We start from the raw sequence: 15,804 nt of genomic DNA, 5'->3' as shown, positions 1-15,804 counted from the left end.
TCGCATCGAATGATGAGCTTCCCCCCAGAACGGTCTACCGCCGGCCGCCCGTTGAGGGCGGGTGGGGAACCCGAGGAGCCTCCGAGATCGGCACGCACTCGGCCGTGCCCGGTCCGCGCGGCCGTCGCTTCCCTCGCGGGCCGCGGCTGATCACCCGCCGTCGCTGGCCTCGCCGGGTTCTCGTCGTCGCCAACCTGCTGGTGGGCTTGACCATTGTCGGTGCGGCGGGCGCCTACGGGTACGTCAAGTGGCGTTTCGCTCAGATCCACACCAAGGACGTGAGCACTCTCACCGAGAAGAGCACGGGTGGAGGCGCGCCGTTCACTCTTCTAGTGGTCGGCAGCGACAGCCGCGCTGCGATCTCCGCCAACAACCCCAACTCGCAGGCCTTCGGCTCGTCATCTCAGGTCGGAGGCCAGCGATCCGACACGATCATTCTGGTGAGGGTCGTCCCGGCGGCAAGACAGCTGATGATCATGTCGATCCCCCGCGACCTCTGGGGGCCGATCCCCGGTCACGGCAGCGATCGGATCAACTCGGCCTTTGACAACGGGCCGGCTCTTCTGGTCCAGACGATTCAGCAGGATCTGGGAGTCCCGATCAACCACTACGTGGAGGTGAACTTCGACTCCTTCCGCGACATCAGCAACGCGGTCGGCGGAGTGAAGTTCTACTTCCCCACCCCCGCCAAGGACGCCTACTCGGGTCTCGCGATCCCGACACCTGGCTGCTACACGTTCCAGGGAGACTCGGCACTCGCGTTCGTTCGCTCCCGCCACTACCAGTACAACCTGAACGGATCCTGGCACTACGAGGGACTCAGCGACCTCGCCAGGATCCAGCGCCAGCAAGCCTTCGTGAAGAAGTTGATCAAGAAGGCCGAGGGCGAGTTCACCAACCCGATAGCTCTAAACAGCGTGATCGCTGGCATCACCAAGAACCTGACGGTCGACAGCAGCTTCGGTTCCACCCTGATGCTGGATCTTGCGCGGGACTTCCGGACGATGAACGTAAGTGCGTTACCGGCGCTGACGATCCCGACGTACGGGTTCACGACCGCCGGCGGCGCCGAAGTGCTCGGACTGCAACAGCCCCAGGCGTCTCAGGCGATCGCCGCGTTCAACGCGTTCGGCAACACGCCTCCGCCGGCCCCGTCTCAGTCGAAGCCCTCGGGCTCGTCCCCCACCGCTCCGGCTGTCACTATGCCGCCGGTGACGGTCGCTCCTAGGTCGGTGAGCATCGAGGTTGCCAACGGCTCGGGCAACTCGGGCCAGGCGAACTCGCTGGCCACCTGGCTGACCGGGCAGGGCTACCACGCGGGGATCGTCGCGTCTCCCGGCTACGGCCACGCCACCACCGAGATCCGTTACGCCCCCGACTCCAAGACCGCCGCCGAGCAGATCGCCGCGAAGGTACCCGGTGGGGCGACGCTCGTTCTGGCTCCAGACCTGACACCGACGCCGTACAACCTCGAGATCATCACCGGAAGCTCCTACGACGGATCGGCTTCGGGTGCGGCGGGCGGCGCGGCCAGCGCCGGGCCGACGACCACTGTGACGACGGTTCCGGGCACCAACTCGACCGTCTACGAGTTCCCCGGCCAGTCAGGGCCGCCGCCTGCCAACTGCCAGTAAACAGCCGGCGCTTCACGCCCTCTTCAGCGGCGCCAGCGAAAGCGCGAGGTGCTTCTCGCCGACGGACGGAAAACGGACCCTCGCCTCCGCCTTCTCGCCCTCCCCCTGCACCGAAATCACCACGCCCTCGCCCCACTTGGCGTGAACCACGGTCTCGCCGGCCCGCAGGCCTAGACGATCTGCGCCGGTTCCGTGCACGGGCCCAACCTTGCCCCGCCGCATCGCCGCCTCCACTATCGCGTCCCTGCCGCTGATCCCACCCGGTCCGGCGGGCCTCGTCCCGCCCCCGCTTCGCCGGCTGCCGCCGTCGGTGCGCACGAGGGCTTCGGGGATCTCGTTGATGAACCGGCTCGGAGCGTTGTACTGGGTCTGGCCCCACAAAGTCCGGCACCACGCGTTGGAGAGGTACAGGCGTTCGCGCGCCCTGGTGATCCCGACGTACGCAAGCCGGCGCTCCTCTTCGAGCTCGTCTGGTTCACCCAAAGAACGCAGATGCGGGAAGACGCCCTCCTCCATCCCGATTATGAACACGATCGGGTACTCCAGGCCCTTGGCGGTGTGCAGGGTCATCAACGTCACCTTGGAGGTGTCGGAGTCGACCTCGTCTGCGTCGGCAACGAGGCTCACCTGTTCGAGGAACGAGTCCAGGTCCTCCGACTCCCGTGCCGCTCCGACGAGCTCCTCCAGGTTCTCTATGCGCCCGGCCGCTTCGATTGTGTGCTCTGCGGCGATCTCGGCCATGTACCCGGTTCGGTCCATCAGCGCCTCTAGCAGCTCCGCCGGCCCGATGCCCTGATCTCGCTCTGCGCGCAGCTCCGACAGCAGTCCCATGAGCGCGCGAAGCCCCCCGAGCGCCTTTCCGGTAACGCCTGCCTCCTCGGCGTGGTCGATGGCGCCGGCGAACGAACCCGAGTGCTGTCGAGCCCACCGGTCGAGACGGTCGACGCTCGTATCACCGACACCCCGTCGCGGCACATTCACGATCCTCTTCAGCGAGACCTCGTCCTCTGGGTTGGCGATCGCTCGTAAGTACGCGAGGACGTCCTTGATCTCCCTGCGGTCGTAGAAACGGGTTCCGCCTACGACCTTGTACGGCACGTCTCGGCGAACCAACTCTTCTTCGATCGCTCGGCTCTGCGCGTTGGCACGGTAGAAGACGGCGATGTCACCCCACTGGTAGGCCGTCCCGTCGCCTCTTCCTGCACCGTCCGCTCGGTGCAGGCGCAGGACTTCCGCAGCCAACCAGGAGCCCTCGTCGTGCTCGTCCTCCGCGTGGTAGTGGACAACGAGCTCCCCGCCGGCATGCTCGGTCCATAACGCCTTCGGCTTGCGCATCGCGTTGTTGGCGATGACCGCGTTCGCCGCGTTGAGGATCGTCTGAGTAGATCGGTAGTTCTGCTCCAGCACGATCACGGTCGTGTCAGGGAACGCCTCCTCGAACTGCAGGATGTTGCGGATGTCCGCACCCCTCCAGCCGTAAACCGACTGGTCGCTGTCTCCGACCACGGTGACTTGGCGGTGTTCGCCGGCAAGCAGGAGCACCAGCTCGTTCTGCGCGCGGTTGGTGTCCTGGTACTCGTCGACCAGGACGTGACGGAACCGCTCGCGGTAGTGCGCGAGCACGTCGGGACAAGCCTGAAAAAGATTGACGGTCACGAGCAGCAGGTCGTCGAAGTCCATTGCGTTCGCAGCGAGGAGACGCTGCTGGTACTCGCGGTAGACCTCGGCAACCTTGCGTTCCATAAGGGTGCGTGCAGTGCCCGAGAAGCTCTCGAAGTCGACCAGTTCGTTCTTGGCCGCCGAGATGTAGCCGTGAATCGCGCGCGGAGGGAACTTCTTGGGGTCGAGCCCGAGGTCCCGCACGACGTAGCCGACCAGCCGCACCGAGTCGGCCTGGTCGTAGATGGTGAAGTTGTTCCGGTACCCGAGGCGGACGGCGTCGCGGCGAAGGATCCGGACACAGGCGGAGTGGAACGTCGAGACCCACATTCGCTGGGCGACCCGCCCGACAAGGCCCTCCACCCGGTCGCGCATCTCCTCCGCCGCTTTGTTGGTGAAGGTGATCGCAAGGATCTCGTATGGGGAAAGTCCCTTGTCCGAGATCAGCCAGGCGATCCGGTGGGTGAGCACTCGCGTCTTGCCGGATCCGGCGCCGGCCACGATCAGGAGCGGTTCGCCGGGATGGGTCACCGCCGCAAGCTGGGCCGGGTTGAGCCCGTCGAGCAGGGACCGCCCTTGGTGGCCGAGTGGATCGGAGTCCGGCTGGACCCCGTCCGGGTGGGAGTCGAGCGCCATTGCCCGATCCACGGTACCGGGTGCGAGAGACCGTGCCCTGTCTCCAAGTCATTGCTTCTGGGGGGCTCATTGCTTCTGGGGGGCTCATTGCTTCTGGCGGGCTCTTGAGTTCGGACGGGCGCTCCCCTGCTGGCGGCGACCAGTCCCATTAGGGCAAAGTGGCGGACCATGATCGGTATCTGCCAGGACCGGGTGGTAGTTGTGACCGGCGCCGGCCGCGGCATCGGGCGCGAGCACGCGCTCGAGTTCGCCCGCCAGGGTGCGAAGGTCGTCGTCAACGACGTCGGCGCGGCAGTGGACGGAACCGGCAGCTCCGAAGGACCCGCCGGCGAGGTCGTCGACACCATCCGGCAAATGGGAGGCGAGGCTCTCGCCAACGGCGACGACGTCTCGGACTTCGAGGGAGCGCAGCGTCTGATCAAGACGGCTATAGACACGTTTGGTGGCCTGCACGTGGTCGTGAACAACGCGGGCATCCTCCGTGACCGGATGCTCGTCAACATGTCCCCCGAAGAGTGGGACGCGGTCATCCGGGTGCATCTTCGCGGAACGTTCGCGACGAGCAGGATCGCAGCCGACTACTGGCGAGAGCGCTCGAAGGCCGGCGAGGACAACGACGCCCGCATCGTCAACACATCGTCGCCATCAGGGATCTACGGCAACGTGGGCCAGACCAACTACGGAGCGGCGAAGGCCGGGATCGCCTCGTTCACGATCATCGCAGCGATGGAACTGGGACGCTACGGCGTCACCGTGAACGCGATCGCACCGGTCGCGCTCACTCGCATGACCGAGAACCTTTCCGTCGCCGGCCAGCAGCCGAACCGCAAGCCGGAAGGCTTCGACGCGTCCTCGCCGGCGAACATCGCGCCGCTCGTCGTGTGGCTGGGCAGTCCCGAATCAAGGGGCGTAACCGGGCGGGTGTTCAACGTCCGCGGCGGGCAGATCAGCGTGGCCGAAGGCTGGGTCGCCGGCCCGGCCATCGATAAAGGCGACAGGTGGGATCCCGCAGAGCTCGGGGCGGTCATCCCCGACCTGGTCGAGCGTGCCGCCCCCAACGCGGGGATGGACGGCCGGCGCGGTTAGCACGCCGTCTCAACGCAGCAGCGCTACTCCCACTCGATCGTGCCGGGCGGCTTGGACGTGATGTCGAACGCAACCCGGTTCACACCCGGAACCTCGTTGATGATCCGGCTCGACAACCTTTCCAGCACCTCGTACGGCAGGCGCGCCCAGTCGGCTGTCATCGCGTCGTCGGATGTGACCGCGCGGATGACGATCGGGTAGGCGTAGGTGCGCTCGTCGCCCATGACGCCGACGGTCCTGACCACGGGCAACACGGCGAAGCTCTGCCAGAGGTCACGGTAGAGACCGGCTCGGCGGATCTCCTCGGTGACGATTGCGTCGGCGGCCTGAAGAATCGCGACCCGTTCGGACGTGACGGTGCCGACTATGCGCACCGCGAGTCCCGGTCCGGGGAACGGCTGGCGCCAGACGATCTCCTCAGGCAGACCGAGTTCCTCGCCGACCGCTCGCACCTCGTCTTTGAACAGATTCCGCAGCGGCTCGACGAGCTCGAACTGCATGTCGTCCGGCAATCCGCCGACGTTGTGGTGCGACTTGATCTTGGCGGCGTCCTTGGTGCCGGACTCGATGATGTCGGGATACAGCGTCCCCTGCACCAGGAACCGTGCTTCGCCGAGATCCGCCGCCGCTTCCTCGAACACTCTGATGAACGTCTCGCCGATGATCTTGCGTTTGCGCTCCGGATCGATCACGTCGTCGAGCGCTCCGAGAAAACGATCCCCCGCCTTCACGTGAACCAAGTCCACGTTGAACTGCTCCCTGAACGTCGTCTCGACCTGATCACCCTCGCCGGCGCGCAACAGCCCGGTGTCGACGAAGACACACGTCAACTGCGAGCCGATCGCTTTGTGCACCAGTGCGGCGGCGACCGCGGAGTCGACTCCACCGGAGAGGCCGCATATCACCCGCTCCTTGCCTACCTGCTCGCGAATCGCCTCGACGGAGGCTTCGATGACGGAGGTCATCGTCCAGGACGGCCGGCATCCGCAGACCTCGTACAGGAACGCCTTCAGGATCTCCTGGCCCCCGCGGGTGTGGACCACCTCGGGATGGAACTGGACGCCGTAGATGGCCCTGGAGGGATCCTCGAGCGCGGCTACCGGGGCGTCGGCGGTCATCGCTGTCGCGCGGAAACCGGCCGGGGCCTGGGTGATCGCATCGAAGTGGCTCATCCAGACGTCGAACGAGGGAGGAACGCCGGCGAATAGCACCGACGGCGCCGGGCCGTCGGAGGTGAGCGAAAGTGTGGTGCGCCCGTACTCGCCCTTTCCCGAGCCGTCGACGACGCCATCGAGTTGCCGGGCGATCAACTGTGCGCCGTAGCAAATGCCGAGCATCGGGACGCCCGCCCCGTAGATGTCCGGGTCGAGCAAGGGAGCCCCCTCAACGTTGACCGACTTTGGGCCTCCGGAGAGGATCACGCCTGCCGGCTTCCTTGCTTCGATCTCGGCGGCGGTGATCGTGTGCGGAACGATTTCGCTGTACACGTGGGCTTCGCGAACGCGCCGCGCGATCAGCTGCGCGTACTGCGCTCCGAAGTCGACGACGAGTATCGGCCCGTCGGTCGAAAGAGCGTGGGGGGTGCTGGCTGCGGGCACCGAGCCGGTTAGTGGCCCATCCCGACGCCCTGGGCGCGCTGAAGGTTCTTGCCTTCGGTCTGGAGTGCGGGGGCCACCATTACCTCGGCCTTCTGGAACTCCTTGACCGACTCGTAACCGCAGGTGGCCATCGACGTCCGTAGGGCTCCGAAGAGATTGAGTCGCCCGTCGTTCTCGTGGGCCGGTCCGACCAGAATCTCCTTCAGGGAACCGCGGATCGTGGTCTTGACCCTCGCTCCGCGCGGAAGGCTCGGATGGAACGTCGCCATTCCCCAGTGGTAGCCCTTGCCCGGCGCTTCGATCGCGGCGGCCAGAGGAGATCCGATCATCACCGCATCCGCACCGCAGACGATTGCCTTGGCGATGTCGCCTCCTGTGCCCATGCCCCCGTCGGCGATGACATGGACGTACACGCCGGTTTCGTCGAGATGCTGAGCGCGGGCGGCGCGCGCGTCGGCGATGGCCGTCGCTTGCGGAACCCCGATACCGAGGACACCGCGTGTGGTGCACGCGTGGCCGGGCCCGACGCCGACGAGGATCCCGACCGCCCCGGTCCGCATGAGGTGAAGGGCGGCCTGGTAGGAAGCACACCCGCCGACGATCACCGGGATGTCGAACTCACGAATGAACCGCTTCAGGTTCAAGGGCTCCACTGTCTTCGAGACGTGCTCCGCGGAAACGACCGTTCCCTGGATGACGAACAGATCCAGCTCTGCGTCGATGAGAGCCTTGGCGAACTGCTGGGTGCGCTGGGGGGTGAGAGAGGCGCATGACACGACGCCGGCGTCTTTTATCTCCCGGATCCGCTGAGTGACCAACTCGGGCTTGATCGGCTCCGTGTAGATCTGCTGCATACGTGCAGTTGCTTTGTCAGCGTCGAGCTGCGCGATCTCTTCGAACAGCGAGTCGGGGTCCTCGTAGCGGGTCCAAAGACCCTCGAGGTTGAGCACGCCGACGCCGCCGATGCGGCCGACCTCGATCGCAGTCGCCGGGCTGACCACCCCGTCCATCGCGGAGGCCATCAGCGGCAGTTCGAATCGGTACGCGTCGATCTCCCAGCTGATGTCGACGTCCTCGGGGTCGCGCGTCCGCCGGCTCGGGACGATCGCTATGTCATCGAACCCGTAGGCCCTGCGCCCGGATTTTCCTCGCCCGATCTCTACCTCGGCCACCCTCACTCCCTGTCGCTCGCGTCGTTGTCGATTTGACCCCAGCCTAGTGGGCTAGGCCTGGTTCCCAGCGCGACCAGAACGAGCCGTCCGGTCACCTGAAGAGGGATCGGGACGTGTGTTCGCGGTGCTTATCGAGGCTTATCGAGCGGGACCGTCGCCGGCCTGCGCAGGCGCAGGCGGCTTCCACCGGCCTGTGCCGGCGGGCTCCCACGCGGCGGGCGGAGGAGGCCAAGTCGCGGGCGGCTCATCGCCTTGCGGCTGCGTGGTCGGCGTCTGCCCGTTGGGCTCGATCTGAGTCTGCGTCGGTGCGGTCGCCCGGGGCTTGGCGAGCACCTGGGTCACTATCCCGGCCGCTCGCTGAGCGAGTTCTCCCCGCTGGGTCGGGGCCCTCGGGACCGGGGGCTCAGGCAGGTCTCCGACCGAGGGACGCTCGAGGTTGCCGCCGCATCGCGTGCAGCGTGCAGGCGGCTGTTTCGCCGCGACCGTCCCGCATCGGGGGCAGAACATACAATTAAAGGGTACTGGCTTCATCGGGGGTTGCGGTAGCGGCAATGCCACTTCGATCACCCCGGCTTTATCGGCCGACGGCGCCCCCAGCCTGACCAACAGCCTGACAATTGGCCCGTCGGCCGGCCAGACTCGCCCGGCGATCAGCCCCCGAGAAGGACCACGTCGAGCAGCTCACGCAGCATCCGTGCCGTCGCCCCCCACACGGTGTCGCCGATCAGCTCGAAGAAGCTCATCGGCTGCTCTCTGCCGTCGGGAAAGGTCCACAGCTCCTCCCGGTAAACGTCCGGTTGGGTCAGCTCGATCACCGGGACGGTGAAAGCGCGCTCGACCTCCGCCGGGTTGGGGCGCAGTATCGGGCGCCCGGGCAGCTCACCGACGAAGGGGGTTATAGGGGCCGGGTTGGCGAATGTCGAGAGGCTGGATAGTTGCCCGAAGATGTCGACCGACGACGGGTCGATTCCGACCTCTTCGCGCGCTTCGCGCAGGGCGGCCTGCTCCGGCGACTCGCCCGGATCGATCCGCCCCCCGGGGAACGACACCTGGTGGGTGTGGGAGCGCAACCGCGACGACCGTCGGGTGAGCACGGCGTGACTCTGCCCGGCCTCGTCGAACAGCGCGCATAGAACCGCCGCCGGCTGCCGCGACTGCCCGGGAAGCGTCACCCCAGGCACCTCCTCGGGAAGTTCGGGCGTGGGGCCTCGGGCGGCCAGCGCCTCGCGAACATCTGCCACGAGGATCCGTTCAGGGAGAACGGCCCCGGGGCGGCTCCAGGGCGCACCGGGCCCGGGCCGGAACGACGCCGGCCGGGGGATCAGTTGCGGTCCGCCTCGATCTTGTGCGACGCCGGAATCCGGATCGTGGGCGATCTCAGACAACCGGTGTCCAGTCTTCTGCGGAGGGTGCGCCGCCGCCGGCCGCGTCCGCGCCCTCAGAGCCGGAGGCGCTGGTGGACACAGACTCGCCGGCCGCAACCGGCTCCTGCGCGGCCAGGCCCTCGAGAAGCTCGCGCAGCCCGCCCGTCTTGAGGTTCGACATGACTCGGCCCGGCGGCGTGTCGCCGCGTTCCCACTCCATCCAGGCGCTCAGCAACTTGGCGGGGTCGGGCGGCGGTCGGTCCATAAGCCTCAATCTACGGGAGTGGCCAGCGACTCCTGTCCGGACAAGCGGTGATCACCGGTAGTTTCCCGATTGCCGCTCCACCCCGCCTAAGCCTGTGCGGGGCCGGGCGCGCCAAGTCGCCTCGTCGTTTTCCCAGCGGGGACGACGGGCGACTCGGTGCGGTTCGGTCCCGGCATGGCCGGGTGGTCGGAGGCCTGCTTAGAAGCCCATGCCTCCCATACCGCCCATGCCACCTGCGGCGGCGGCAGCGGCAGCAGCGGCCGGATCCTTCTTCTCCGGCTTGTCGGCAACAAGCGCCTCGGTGGTGAGCAGCAGCCCGGCGATCGAGGCGGCGTTCTGCAGGGCGGAGCGGGTGACCTTGGCGGGGTCGATGACCCCGGCCTTCAGAAGGTCGACGAACTGCCCGGTCACCGCGTTGAGCCCGGTGTTGCCGGTCTCGTGCTCTGCCTGCTGGATGATCACGGACCCCTCTAGGCCGGCGTTGAAGGCGATCCACTTGAGGGGCTCCTCGAGCGCCTTGCGGACGATGCCCGCTCCGGTCGCCTCGTCACCTGAGAGCGACGACACGACCGAGTCGACGGCCGGGCGGGTCCGAAGGAGAGCGGTGCCGCCACCGGGGACGATGCCCTCTTCGATCGCCGCGCGGGTGGCCGAAAGAGCGTCCTCGATGCGGTGCTTCTTTTCCTTCAGCTCCACCTCGGTGGCCGCGCCGACCTTGACAACAGCAACGCCTCCGGACAGCTTGGCAAGCCGCTCCTGGAGCTTCTCGCGATCCCAGTCGGAGTCTGTCTCGTCGATCTCCCGCTTGATCTGGGCGATGCGACCCTTGACGTCCGCTTCGGAGCCGGCGCCTTCGACGATCGTGGTGTCGTCCTTGGTGACGACGACCTTGCGGGCCTTGCCGAGCAGGTCGAGCGTGGTGTTCTCCAGCTTGAGCCCGACTTCCTCGGAGACGACCTGGCCGCCGGCGAGGGTGGCTATGTCGCCCAGCATCGCCTTGCGGCGGTCACCGAACCCGGGCGCCTTCACCGCAACCGAGGTGAAGGTCCCGCGGATCTTGTTGACCACGAGCGTCGCGAGGGCCTCACCCTCGACGTCCTCGGCGATGATCAGGAGCGGCTTGCCGCCCTGCATCACGCGCTCGAGCACGGGCACGAGGTCGTGAACCGCACTGATCTTGGAGTTCGCGATCAGGATGTAGGGCTCGTCGAGGACCGCCTCTTGGCGCTCCTGGTCCGTGACGAAGTACGGCGACAGGAATCCCTTGTCGAACTGCATTCCTTCGGTGAAGTCGAGCTCCAGGCCGAAGGTGTTGGACTCCTCTACCGTGACCACGCCGTCCTTGCCGACCTTGTCGATCGCATCGGCCAGGACGTCGCCGATCGAAGCGTCAGCCGCGGAGATAGCAGCGACCTGAGCGATCTCGCTCTTGTCGTCGATCTCCTTCGCCTGCTTCTTGATCCCTTCGACCGATGCGGCCACCGCCTTGTCGATGCCCCGCTTGAGTGCGGTCGGGTTGGCACCGGCGGCAACATTGCGAAGGCCCTCACGGACCAGCGCCTGGGCGAGGACGGTGGCGGTCGTGGTGCCGTCGCCGGCCACGTCGTTCGTCTTGGTCGCTACTTCCTTGACCAGTTGGGCACCCATGTTCTCGAAGGGATCCTCGAGCTCGACCTCGCGGGCGATGGTGACCCCGTCGTTGGTGATGGTGGGGGCGCCGAACTTCTTCTCGATGACAACGTTCCGGCCCTTCGGCCCGAGAGTCACTTTGACCGTGTCGGCCAGTTTGTTGACCCCGGCCTCAAGGCCCCGACGAGCGTTCTCGTCGAACTTGAGCTGCTTGGGCACTTGTTACTTAACCTTTGCTAGTACGTCGCGGCTGGTGAGGATGAGGAGGTCCTCCCCATCGATGGTGATCTCGGTCCCGCCGTACTTCGAGTAGACGACCTTGTCGCCGACCTTGATGTCCAGGGGGATCAGTTCGCCGGTGTTCTCGGCGCGGCGGCCGGGGCCGACGGCGAGAACCTCGCCCTGCTGGGGCTTCTCTTTGGCGGTGTCGGGGATGACCAGGCCCGAGGCGGTCTTCTCCTCGGCCTCGCTCGGGCGGACGACAATGCGATCGTCGAGCGGCTGCAGACTCATTTCTCTTGTGCCTCCGTTGGCTGATTAGCACTCTCAGGTGACGAGTGCTAACGATAGCGGCCGCCCAGAGTTAGTTCAACACGAACCTGCCCCCGTGCCCAATCACTGCAGCCACACTCCAGGGACCGCACTGCACGGGCCCTACTCCAGCGGCAGCCGGAGGTTCGGGTCGGCGCCGGCGTCGAGCGGCGTCGGCCCGTCCATGCGCAACCGGTGCCAGGCGGTCGCCCCGACCATGGCCGCGTTGTCGGTGCACATCGCCCGGCTGGGGACGAACGCGGCCCGCCCGTCCTCGGACGCGGCATTGACGATCCGCTCCCGGAGGGATGAGTTCGCCGCTACCCCGCCACCGATGCAAATCGAGCGGGCGTCGACCGCAGCCGCGGCCTGCCGGGTTTTTTCCACCAGGATGTCGACCACCGCTTCCTGGAACGAGGCGGCGATGTCAGCTGTCGAAACCTCGGGATGCGCGCGCACGTACCGCACCACGCTCGTCTTCAGCCCGCTGAACGAGAAGTCGAAGCCTTCGCCCCGCAGCCCCCGAGGGAACGCGACCGCAACACTGTCCCCGGACTCCGACAGCCGGTCGATCGCCGGGCCACCCGGGTAACCGAGCCCCAGAAAACGAGCCACCTTGTCGAACGCCTCGCCCGCTGCGTCGTCGATCGTCTGGCCGAGAAGCCGGTACCGCCCGTCGGGGAGCATGTGTATCAGCATGGTGTGGCCGCCCGAAACCAGAAGGACCACCGCCGGCAGCGCCATCTCCGGGTCCTCGAGGAAAGCCGCGTGCAAGTGGCCTTCCAGGTGGTTCACGCCGACGAAGGGCACGTCCCACGCCAGCGAGTAAGCCTTCGCCGCGCTCACCCCCACGAGCAGCGAGCCGATCAGTCCCGGCCCGATCGTCGCAGCGACGGCGCCAAGCTCGACGCCTCGTACGCCGGCCAAGCGCAACGCCTCGTCAACCACAGGAGTCAGCAACTCGACGTGAGCGCGCCCGGCCACCTCCGGCACGACCCCCCCGAAACGCGAATGGAGGTCGACCTGGCTGGAGACGATCGAGCTGCGCACGTTCCGGCCGTCCTCGACCACCGCCGCGGCGGTCTCGTCACACGAGGTCTCGATGGCGAGAACGATCATCGCCGTGCCCGGAGGTCGGTCTCGTCGATCGTCGCGCCGGCGATGCCTTCTTCTATCGAAGCGAGCATCTCCGCATAGTCGGCGGTGTCGATGTCGTGCGCCCACATGATCAGCGCGTCCTCGTTCGACTCGGTGTAGTAGTTCTTGCGGAGCCCCTCGGTTCGAAAACCGAACCTCCCGTACATCGCCTGCGCCCCCAGGTTGGACACGCGCACCTCGAGGGTCAGGTGGCGGGCGCCGAACCCGCTGGCTGCCCGGGTCAGGTTGAGCATCAACCGGCTCCCGATCTGGTGGCGCTGCCAAGCCGGGTCGACGGCGATGTTGGTCACGTGCGCCTCGTCGGCCGCGTACATCAGCCCGGCATACCCGACGAGCGTCGAGTCGACTCGCGCGGCGATGTAGTAGCGCGACGTGCGCAGGTTCAGCTCGCTCATGAAAAGCGTGAGGGTCCAAGGCCGTGGGTACACCTGCGCCTCGATCTTGAGGACCGACCGGAGGTGCCGCCGGCGCAACGGGACCAGGTGGACGGGGAGATCCTCAATCAGGCTCGTCACGCTGCTCCCATCCGATCCGGACGTCCGGTCCCCTCAGGTACTCGGCGGTGATCTTGTCGGGACAAAGAGCGGCTCTCGTGGCTGCAAGCTCCACCAGAACCTTGGGCGAGGGGTGGTCGTGCTCGGGGCCGGTGAGCCGCAAGCCGTCAACCGACCCAAGCAGCTCGGCGTAACGGCGAGCGCCGTCGCCGGTGGCGATCATCGGTCCGCTCGACTCGATCTGATGACGCAGCGCGTCGAAGAGTTGCTCCGGGCTGTTCACCCGGGGTTCGGTCGTCGCGACCATGCCGTCACCCCCGGCGACGTACTCAGCCCAGAACACTTCGCCCCTTCTGGCGTCCACCACCGCGACAACCGCGGCTCCTGCAGCCCGGTGGGGATGGGCGAGCAGATCCAAAGACGAGCACGGAACGGCCGGCACGTCGAGCGCGCTGGCCAGCGCCTTCGCGGTGGCGATGCCGACACGGAGCCCCGTGAAGAGGCCGGGTCCGTTGTCGACGGCGACGCGCTCGATGTCCCTGATGTGGACATTGGCGAGCCTGAGGATCGTCTGGATCGCCGGTGCCAGCAGCTCCCCGTGGCGCCGGCCGCGGTCGATCTCGACAGCGGCGATCGGCGCGCCTGCTTCGCCGACCGCAACGCCGACCAGGTTGGTAGCTGTCTCGATCCCGAGGGTGAGCGGTTCGGTCACGGCAACCGCTTCTCGAGCTCGTTCCATCTCCCAGCCCACGAGCCGCCCGGGCTGCTGAACGTGAGGAGCCGCTCGCCAGCATCTTCGCCGGCCATGCGAAGCTGAATGCTCAGGTGGTCGGGGCCCAGAGCCGGCGCTCCTTTCTCGCCCCACTCGATGACGGCCGCTGCTCCCTCGTCCAACAGCTCGTTCAGGCCGAGATCGGCGACTTCGTTCAACTGGTCAAGCCGGTAGAGGTCGGCGTGGTACAGATCGAACCCTGCGGATGTCGGGTAGCGGCGAACGAGGGTGAAGGTGGGGCTGGTGACAGGTTCGGTCACACCGAGCTGCTTGGCGAACCCCTGGGTGAAGGTTGTCTTGCCTGCACCAAGATCGCCGTCTAGCAGGATCACGTCTCCCGCGGTGGTCAGCCCGGCGACGACGCCTGCGATCTTCCTGGTCGTCTCCACGTCCTGAGACCGGGTTTCCAGAGGAGTCATGTGAGTGCGGGGCGGGGAGGGACGGGCGCGGCGTCGAGGAGTTGTCGCGCCCGAACAAAGTCCGCTCGCATCTTGGCGAGAACTTCGCCGCCACCGCGCAGCGCGGCCGCGGGGTGGAAGGTGGGAACCAGCTGCGCCGTGTCACCGCGGAACGGGTAGACGTTGCCGCGTAGCTGGGTGATGCCCTGTTTGGTGTCGAGGAGGACTCTGGTCGCGAAGTTTCCGAGGGTGAGGATGACCCGTGGAGCGATCAGATCGACCTGCTGCTCGAGATACGGACGGCACTCGGCGATCTCGCCCGGCTCCGGATCCCGGTTGCCGGGGGGCCGGCACTTGACGACGTTGGCGATGTAGACCTGCCGCCGCTCGAGGCTCGCCTCCTCCAGCAACAACCGGTCGAGCAGTTGGCCGGATCGCCCCACGAAAGGCCTTCCCTGGACGTCCTCTTCGTGGCCGGGACCCTCGCCCACCACCATGAGCCCGGCGTGCGGGTCGCCTTCTCCGAATACGACGTTGGTGCGTCCGCCGGCCAAGGGACAACGGGTGCACGCCAGCGCGATCGTTTCAAGTTCGGCTAGCCCTGGCACGGCGTCTCATCGTACCGGCGGTGCATCCCTCTCCACCCTTGGTGCCTTCGATAGCGTCGCGCGATAGTCGGTCTGCCAACCGGCACGGGACGAAGGAGGCTTCCCTGAGCAACCCCCCGCCCAACGATCCCTGGTCGCAGCAACCACAAGGCGGCCAACCGCCCCCACCTCCTCCTCCACCTCCACCGCCTCCGCCACCGGGAGCGGGTGGCTACCCGCCGCCCGGGGGCTACCCGCCGCCCGGGGGCTACCCGCCGCCTGGGGGATACCCGCCGCCTGGGGGATACCCGCCGCCCGGGGGATACCCACCGCCCGGCCCAGGCGGATACCAGCCACCGGGCGGAGGTGGTTACCCGCCTCCGCCGCCCATCGACCCGAGATACCAGTACGGCCAATCCACGGGATATGTACTCGCCGGATGGTGGTACCGGGTGGGAGCCACCGTCACCGACGTGCTGGTTCTGTTGATCCCGAACATCGTGATCGCGGTGGCCTCCAACCGCTACGGCTACTACGCCGGGGGGGCGATCCTGCAGTTCGTGTACACCAGCATCATGCTCTCGCTGCGCGGGCAGACTGTCGGGAACATGGCCGTCGGCACCCGGGTGGTCGACGCAAGAACGGGAGGGCCGCTAACAGGTGGCCGGGCGGTGGGCCGCGCGGCAGCGCAGTTGTTGTTCAACGCGCTCTCGATCATCGTGATCCCAGGTCTGCTCGACATCCTTTGGCCGCTTTGGGATCGCGACAATCAGACCCTTCACGACAAGCTCGCCGGTACGGTCGTCCTCCGCAACAACTAG

Annotated in this window: 15 protein-coding genes; 3 read left to right on the top strand and 12 right to left on the bottom strand. The window is 67.0% G+C overall.

Annotation, left to right across the window (positions count from 1 at the left end; translation table 11 throughout):
* The first annotated feature begins 104 nt into the window (after positions 1-104).
* On the top strand, positions 105-1,634 hold the full coding sequence (locus VFZ97_01340) for an LCP family protein (GenBank protein HEX6392052.1): 1,530 nt from the start codon (positions 105-107) through the stop codon (positions 1,632-1,634).
* 12 nt (positions 1,635-1,646) lie between these two features.
* On the opposite strand, the gene pcrA is transcribed toward VFZ97_01340, so the two are convergent.
* Positions 1,647-3,929, bottom strand: a complete 2,283-nt coding sequence (gene pcrA, locus VFZ97_01335; GenBank protein ID HEX6392051.1) for a DNA helicase PcrA — start codon at positions 3,927-3,929, stop codon at positions 1,647-1,649.
* A 168-nt stretch (positions 3,930-4,097) separates the two neighbouring features.
* Between pcrA and VFZ97_01330 the strand changes: the two genes are divergently transcribed.
* Positions 4,098-5,015 (top strand): SDR family oxidoreductase, encoded by a 918-nt coding sequence (locus tag VFZ97_01330; protein ID HEX6392050.1) that lies wholly within the window; start codon positions 4,098-4,100, stop codon positions 5,013-5,015.
* Between the two features lie 23 nt (positions 5,016-5,038).
* On the opposite strand, the gene guaA is transcribed toward VFZ97_01330, so the two are convergent.
* From guaA to VFZ97_01275, 11 genes are all read right to left on the bottom strand, one after another.
* Positions 5,039-6,613, bottom strand: a complete 1,575-nt coding sequence (guaA, locus tag VFZ97_01325) for a glutamine-hydrolyzing GMP synthase (GenBank protein ID HEX6392049.1) — start codon at positions 6,611-6,613, stop codon at positions 5,039-5,041.
* Positions 6,614-6,621: 8 nt separating this feature from the next.
* Positions 6,622-7,785, bottom strand: coding sequence for a GuaB3 family IMP dehydrogenase-related protein (locus VFZ97_01320; GenBank protein HEX6392048.1), 1,164 nt, complete (start codon positions 7,783-7,785; stop codon positions 6,622-6,624).
* A 650-nt stretch (positions 7,786-8,435) separates the two neighbouring features.
* A complete protein-coding gene (locus VFZ97_01315; GenBank protein ID HEX6392047.1) occupies positions 8,436-9,170 on the bottom strand; it encodes a CoA pyrophosphatase in 735 nt (244 codons plus the stop codon).
* A complete protein-coding gene (locus VFZ97_01310) occupies positions 9,163-9,414 on the bottom strand; it encodes a hypothetical protein (GenBank protein HEX6392046.1) in 252 nt (83 codons plus the stop codon). Before VFZ97_01310 ends, VFZ97_01315 begins: the two co-directional genes overlap by 8 nt.
* Before the next feature lie 198 nt (positions 9,415-9,612).
* The gene (gene groL, locus VFZ97_01305; GenBank protein ID HEX6392045.1) at positions 9,613-11,262 is read right to left on the bottom strand and encodes a chaperonin GroEL; all 1,650 of its coding nucleotides are present in this window, start codon (positions 11,260-11,262) and stop codon (positions 9,613-9,615) included.
* A gap of 3 nt (positions 11,263-11,265) precedes the next feature.
* Positions 11,266-11,556, bottom strand: a complete 291-nt coding sequence (gene groES / locus VFZ97_01300; protein HEX6392044.1) for a co-chaperone GroES — start codon at positions 11,554-11,556, stop codon at positions 11,266-11,268.
* Positions 11,557-11,697: 141 nt separating this feature from the next.
* A complete protein-coding gene (gene tsaD / locus VFZ97_01295) occupies positions 11,698-12,693 on the bottom strand; it encodes a tRNA (adenosine(37)-N6)-threonylcarbamoyltransferase complex transferase subunit TsaD (GenBank protein ID HEX6392043.1) in 996 nt (331 codons plus the stop codon).
* Entirely contained in the window at positions 12,690-13,247 is a 558-nt protein-coding gene (gene rimI / locus VFZ97_01290; GenBank protein HEX6392042.1) for a ribosomal protein S18-alanine N-acetyltransferase, read from the bottom strand. Before rimI ends, tsaD begins: the two co-directional genes overlap by 4 nt.
* Positions 13,231-13,938 (bottom strand): tRNA (adenosine(37)-N6)-threonylcarbamoyltransferase complex dimerization subunit type 1 TsaB, encoded by a 708-nt coding sequence (gene tsaB, locus VFZ97_01285; protein HEX6392041.1) that lies wholly within the window; start codon positions 13,936-13,938, stop codon positions 13,231-13,233. Before tsaB ends, rimI begins: the two co-directional genes overlap by 17 nt.
* The gene (gene tsaE, locus VFZ97_01280; GenBank protein ID HEX6392040.1) at positions 13,935-14,387 is read right to left on the bottom strand and encodes a tRNA (adenosine(37)-N6)-threonylcarbamoyltransferase complex ATPase subunit type 1 TsaE; all 453 of its coding nucleotides are present in this window, start codon (positions 14,385-14,387) and stop codon (positions 13,935-13,937) included. The genes tsaB and tsaE overlap by 4 nt, the downstream gene beginning before the upstream one ends.
* Positions 14,388-14,413: 26 nt before the next feature.
* Positions 14,414-15,004 (bottom strand): uracil-DNA glycosylase, encoded by a 591-nt coding sequence (locus VFZ97_01275; GenBank protein HEX6392039.1) that lies wholly within the window; start codon positions 15,002-15,004, stop codon positions 14,414-14,416.
* A gap of 20 nt (positions 15,005-15,024) precedes the next feature.
* Between VFZ97_01275 and VFZ97_01270 the strand changes: the two genes are divergently transcribed.
* Positions 15,025-15,804: an RDD family protein gene (locus tag VFZ97_01270; GenBank protein ID HEX6392038.1), complete on the top strand. Its 780-nt coding sequence runs from the start codon at positions 15,025-15,027 to the stop codon at positions 15,802-15,804.

Source organism: Acidimicrobiales bacterium, from assembly GCA_036378675.1.
Taxonomy (GTDB): domain Bacteria; phylum Actinomycetota; class Acidimicrobiia; order Acidimicrobiales; family Palsa-688; genus DASUWA01.
Note: the sequence above shows the minus strand (reverse complement) of the source record. Positions and strands in the feature narration are given on the sequence as shown.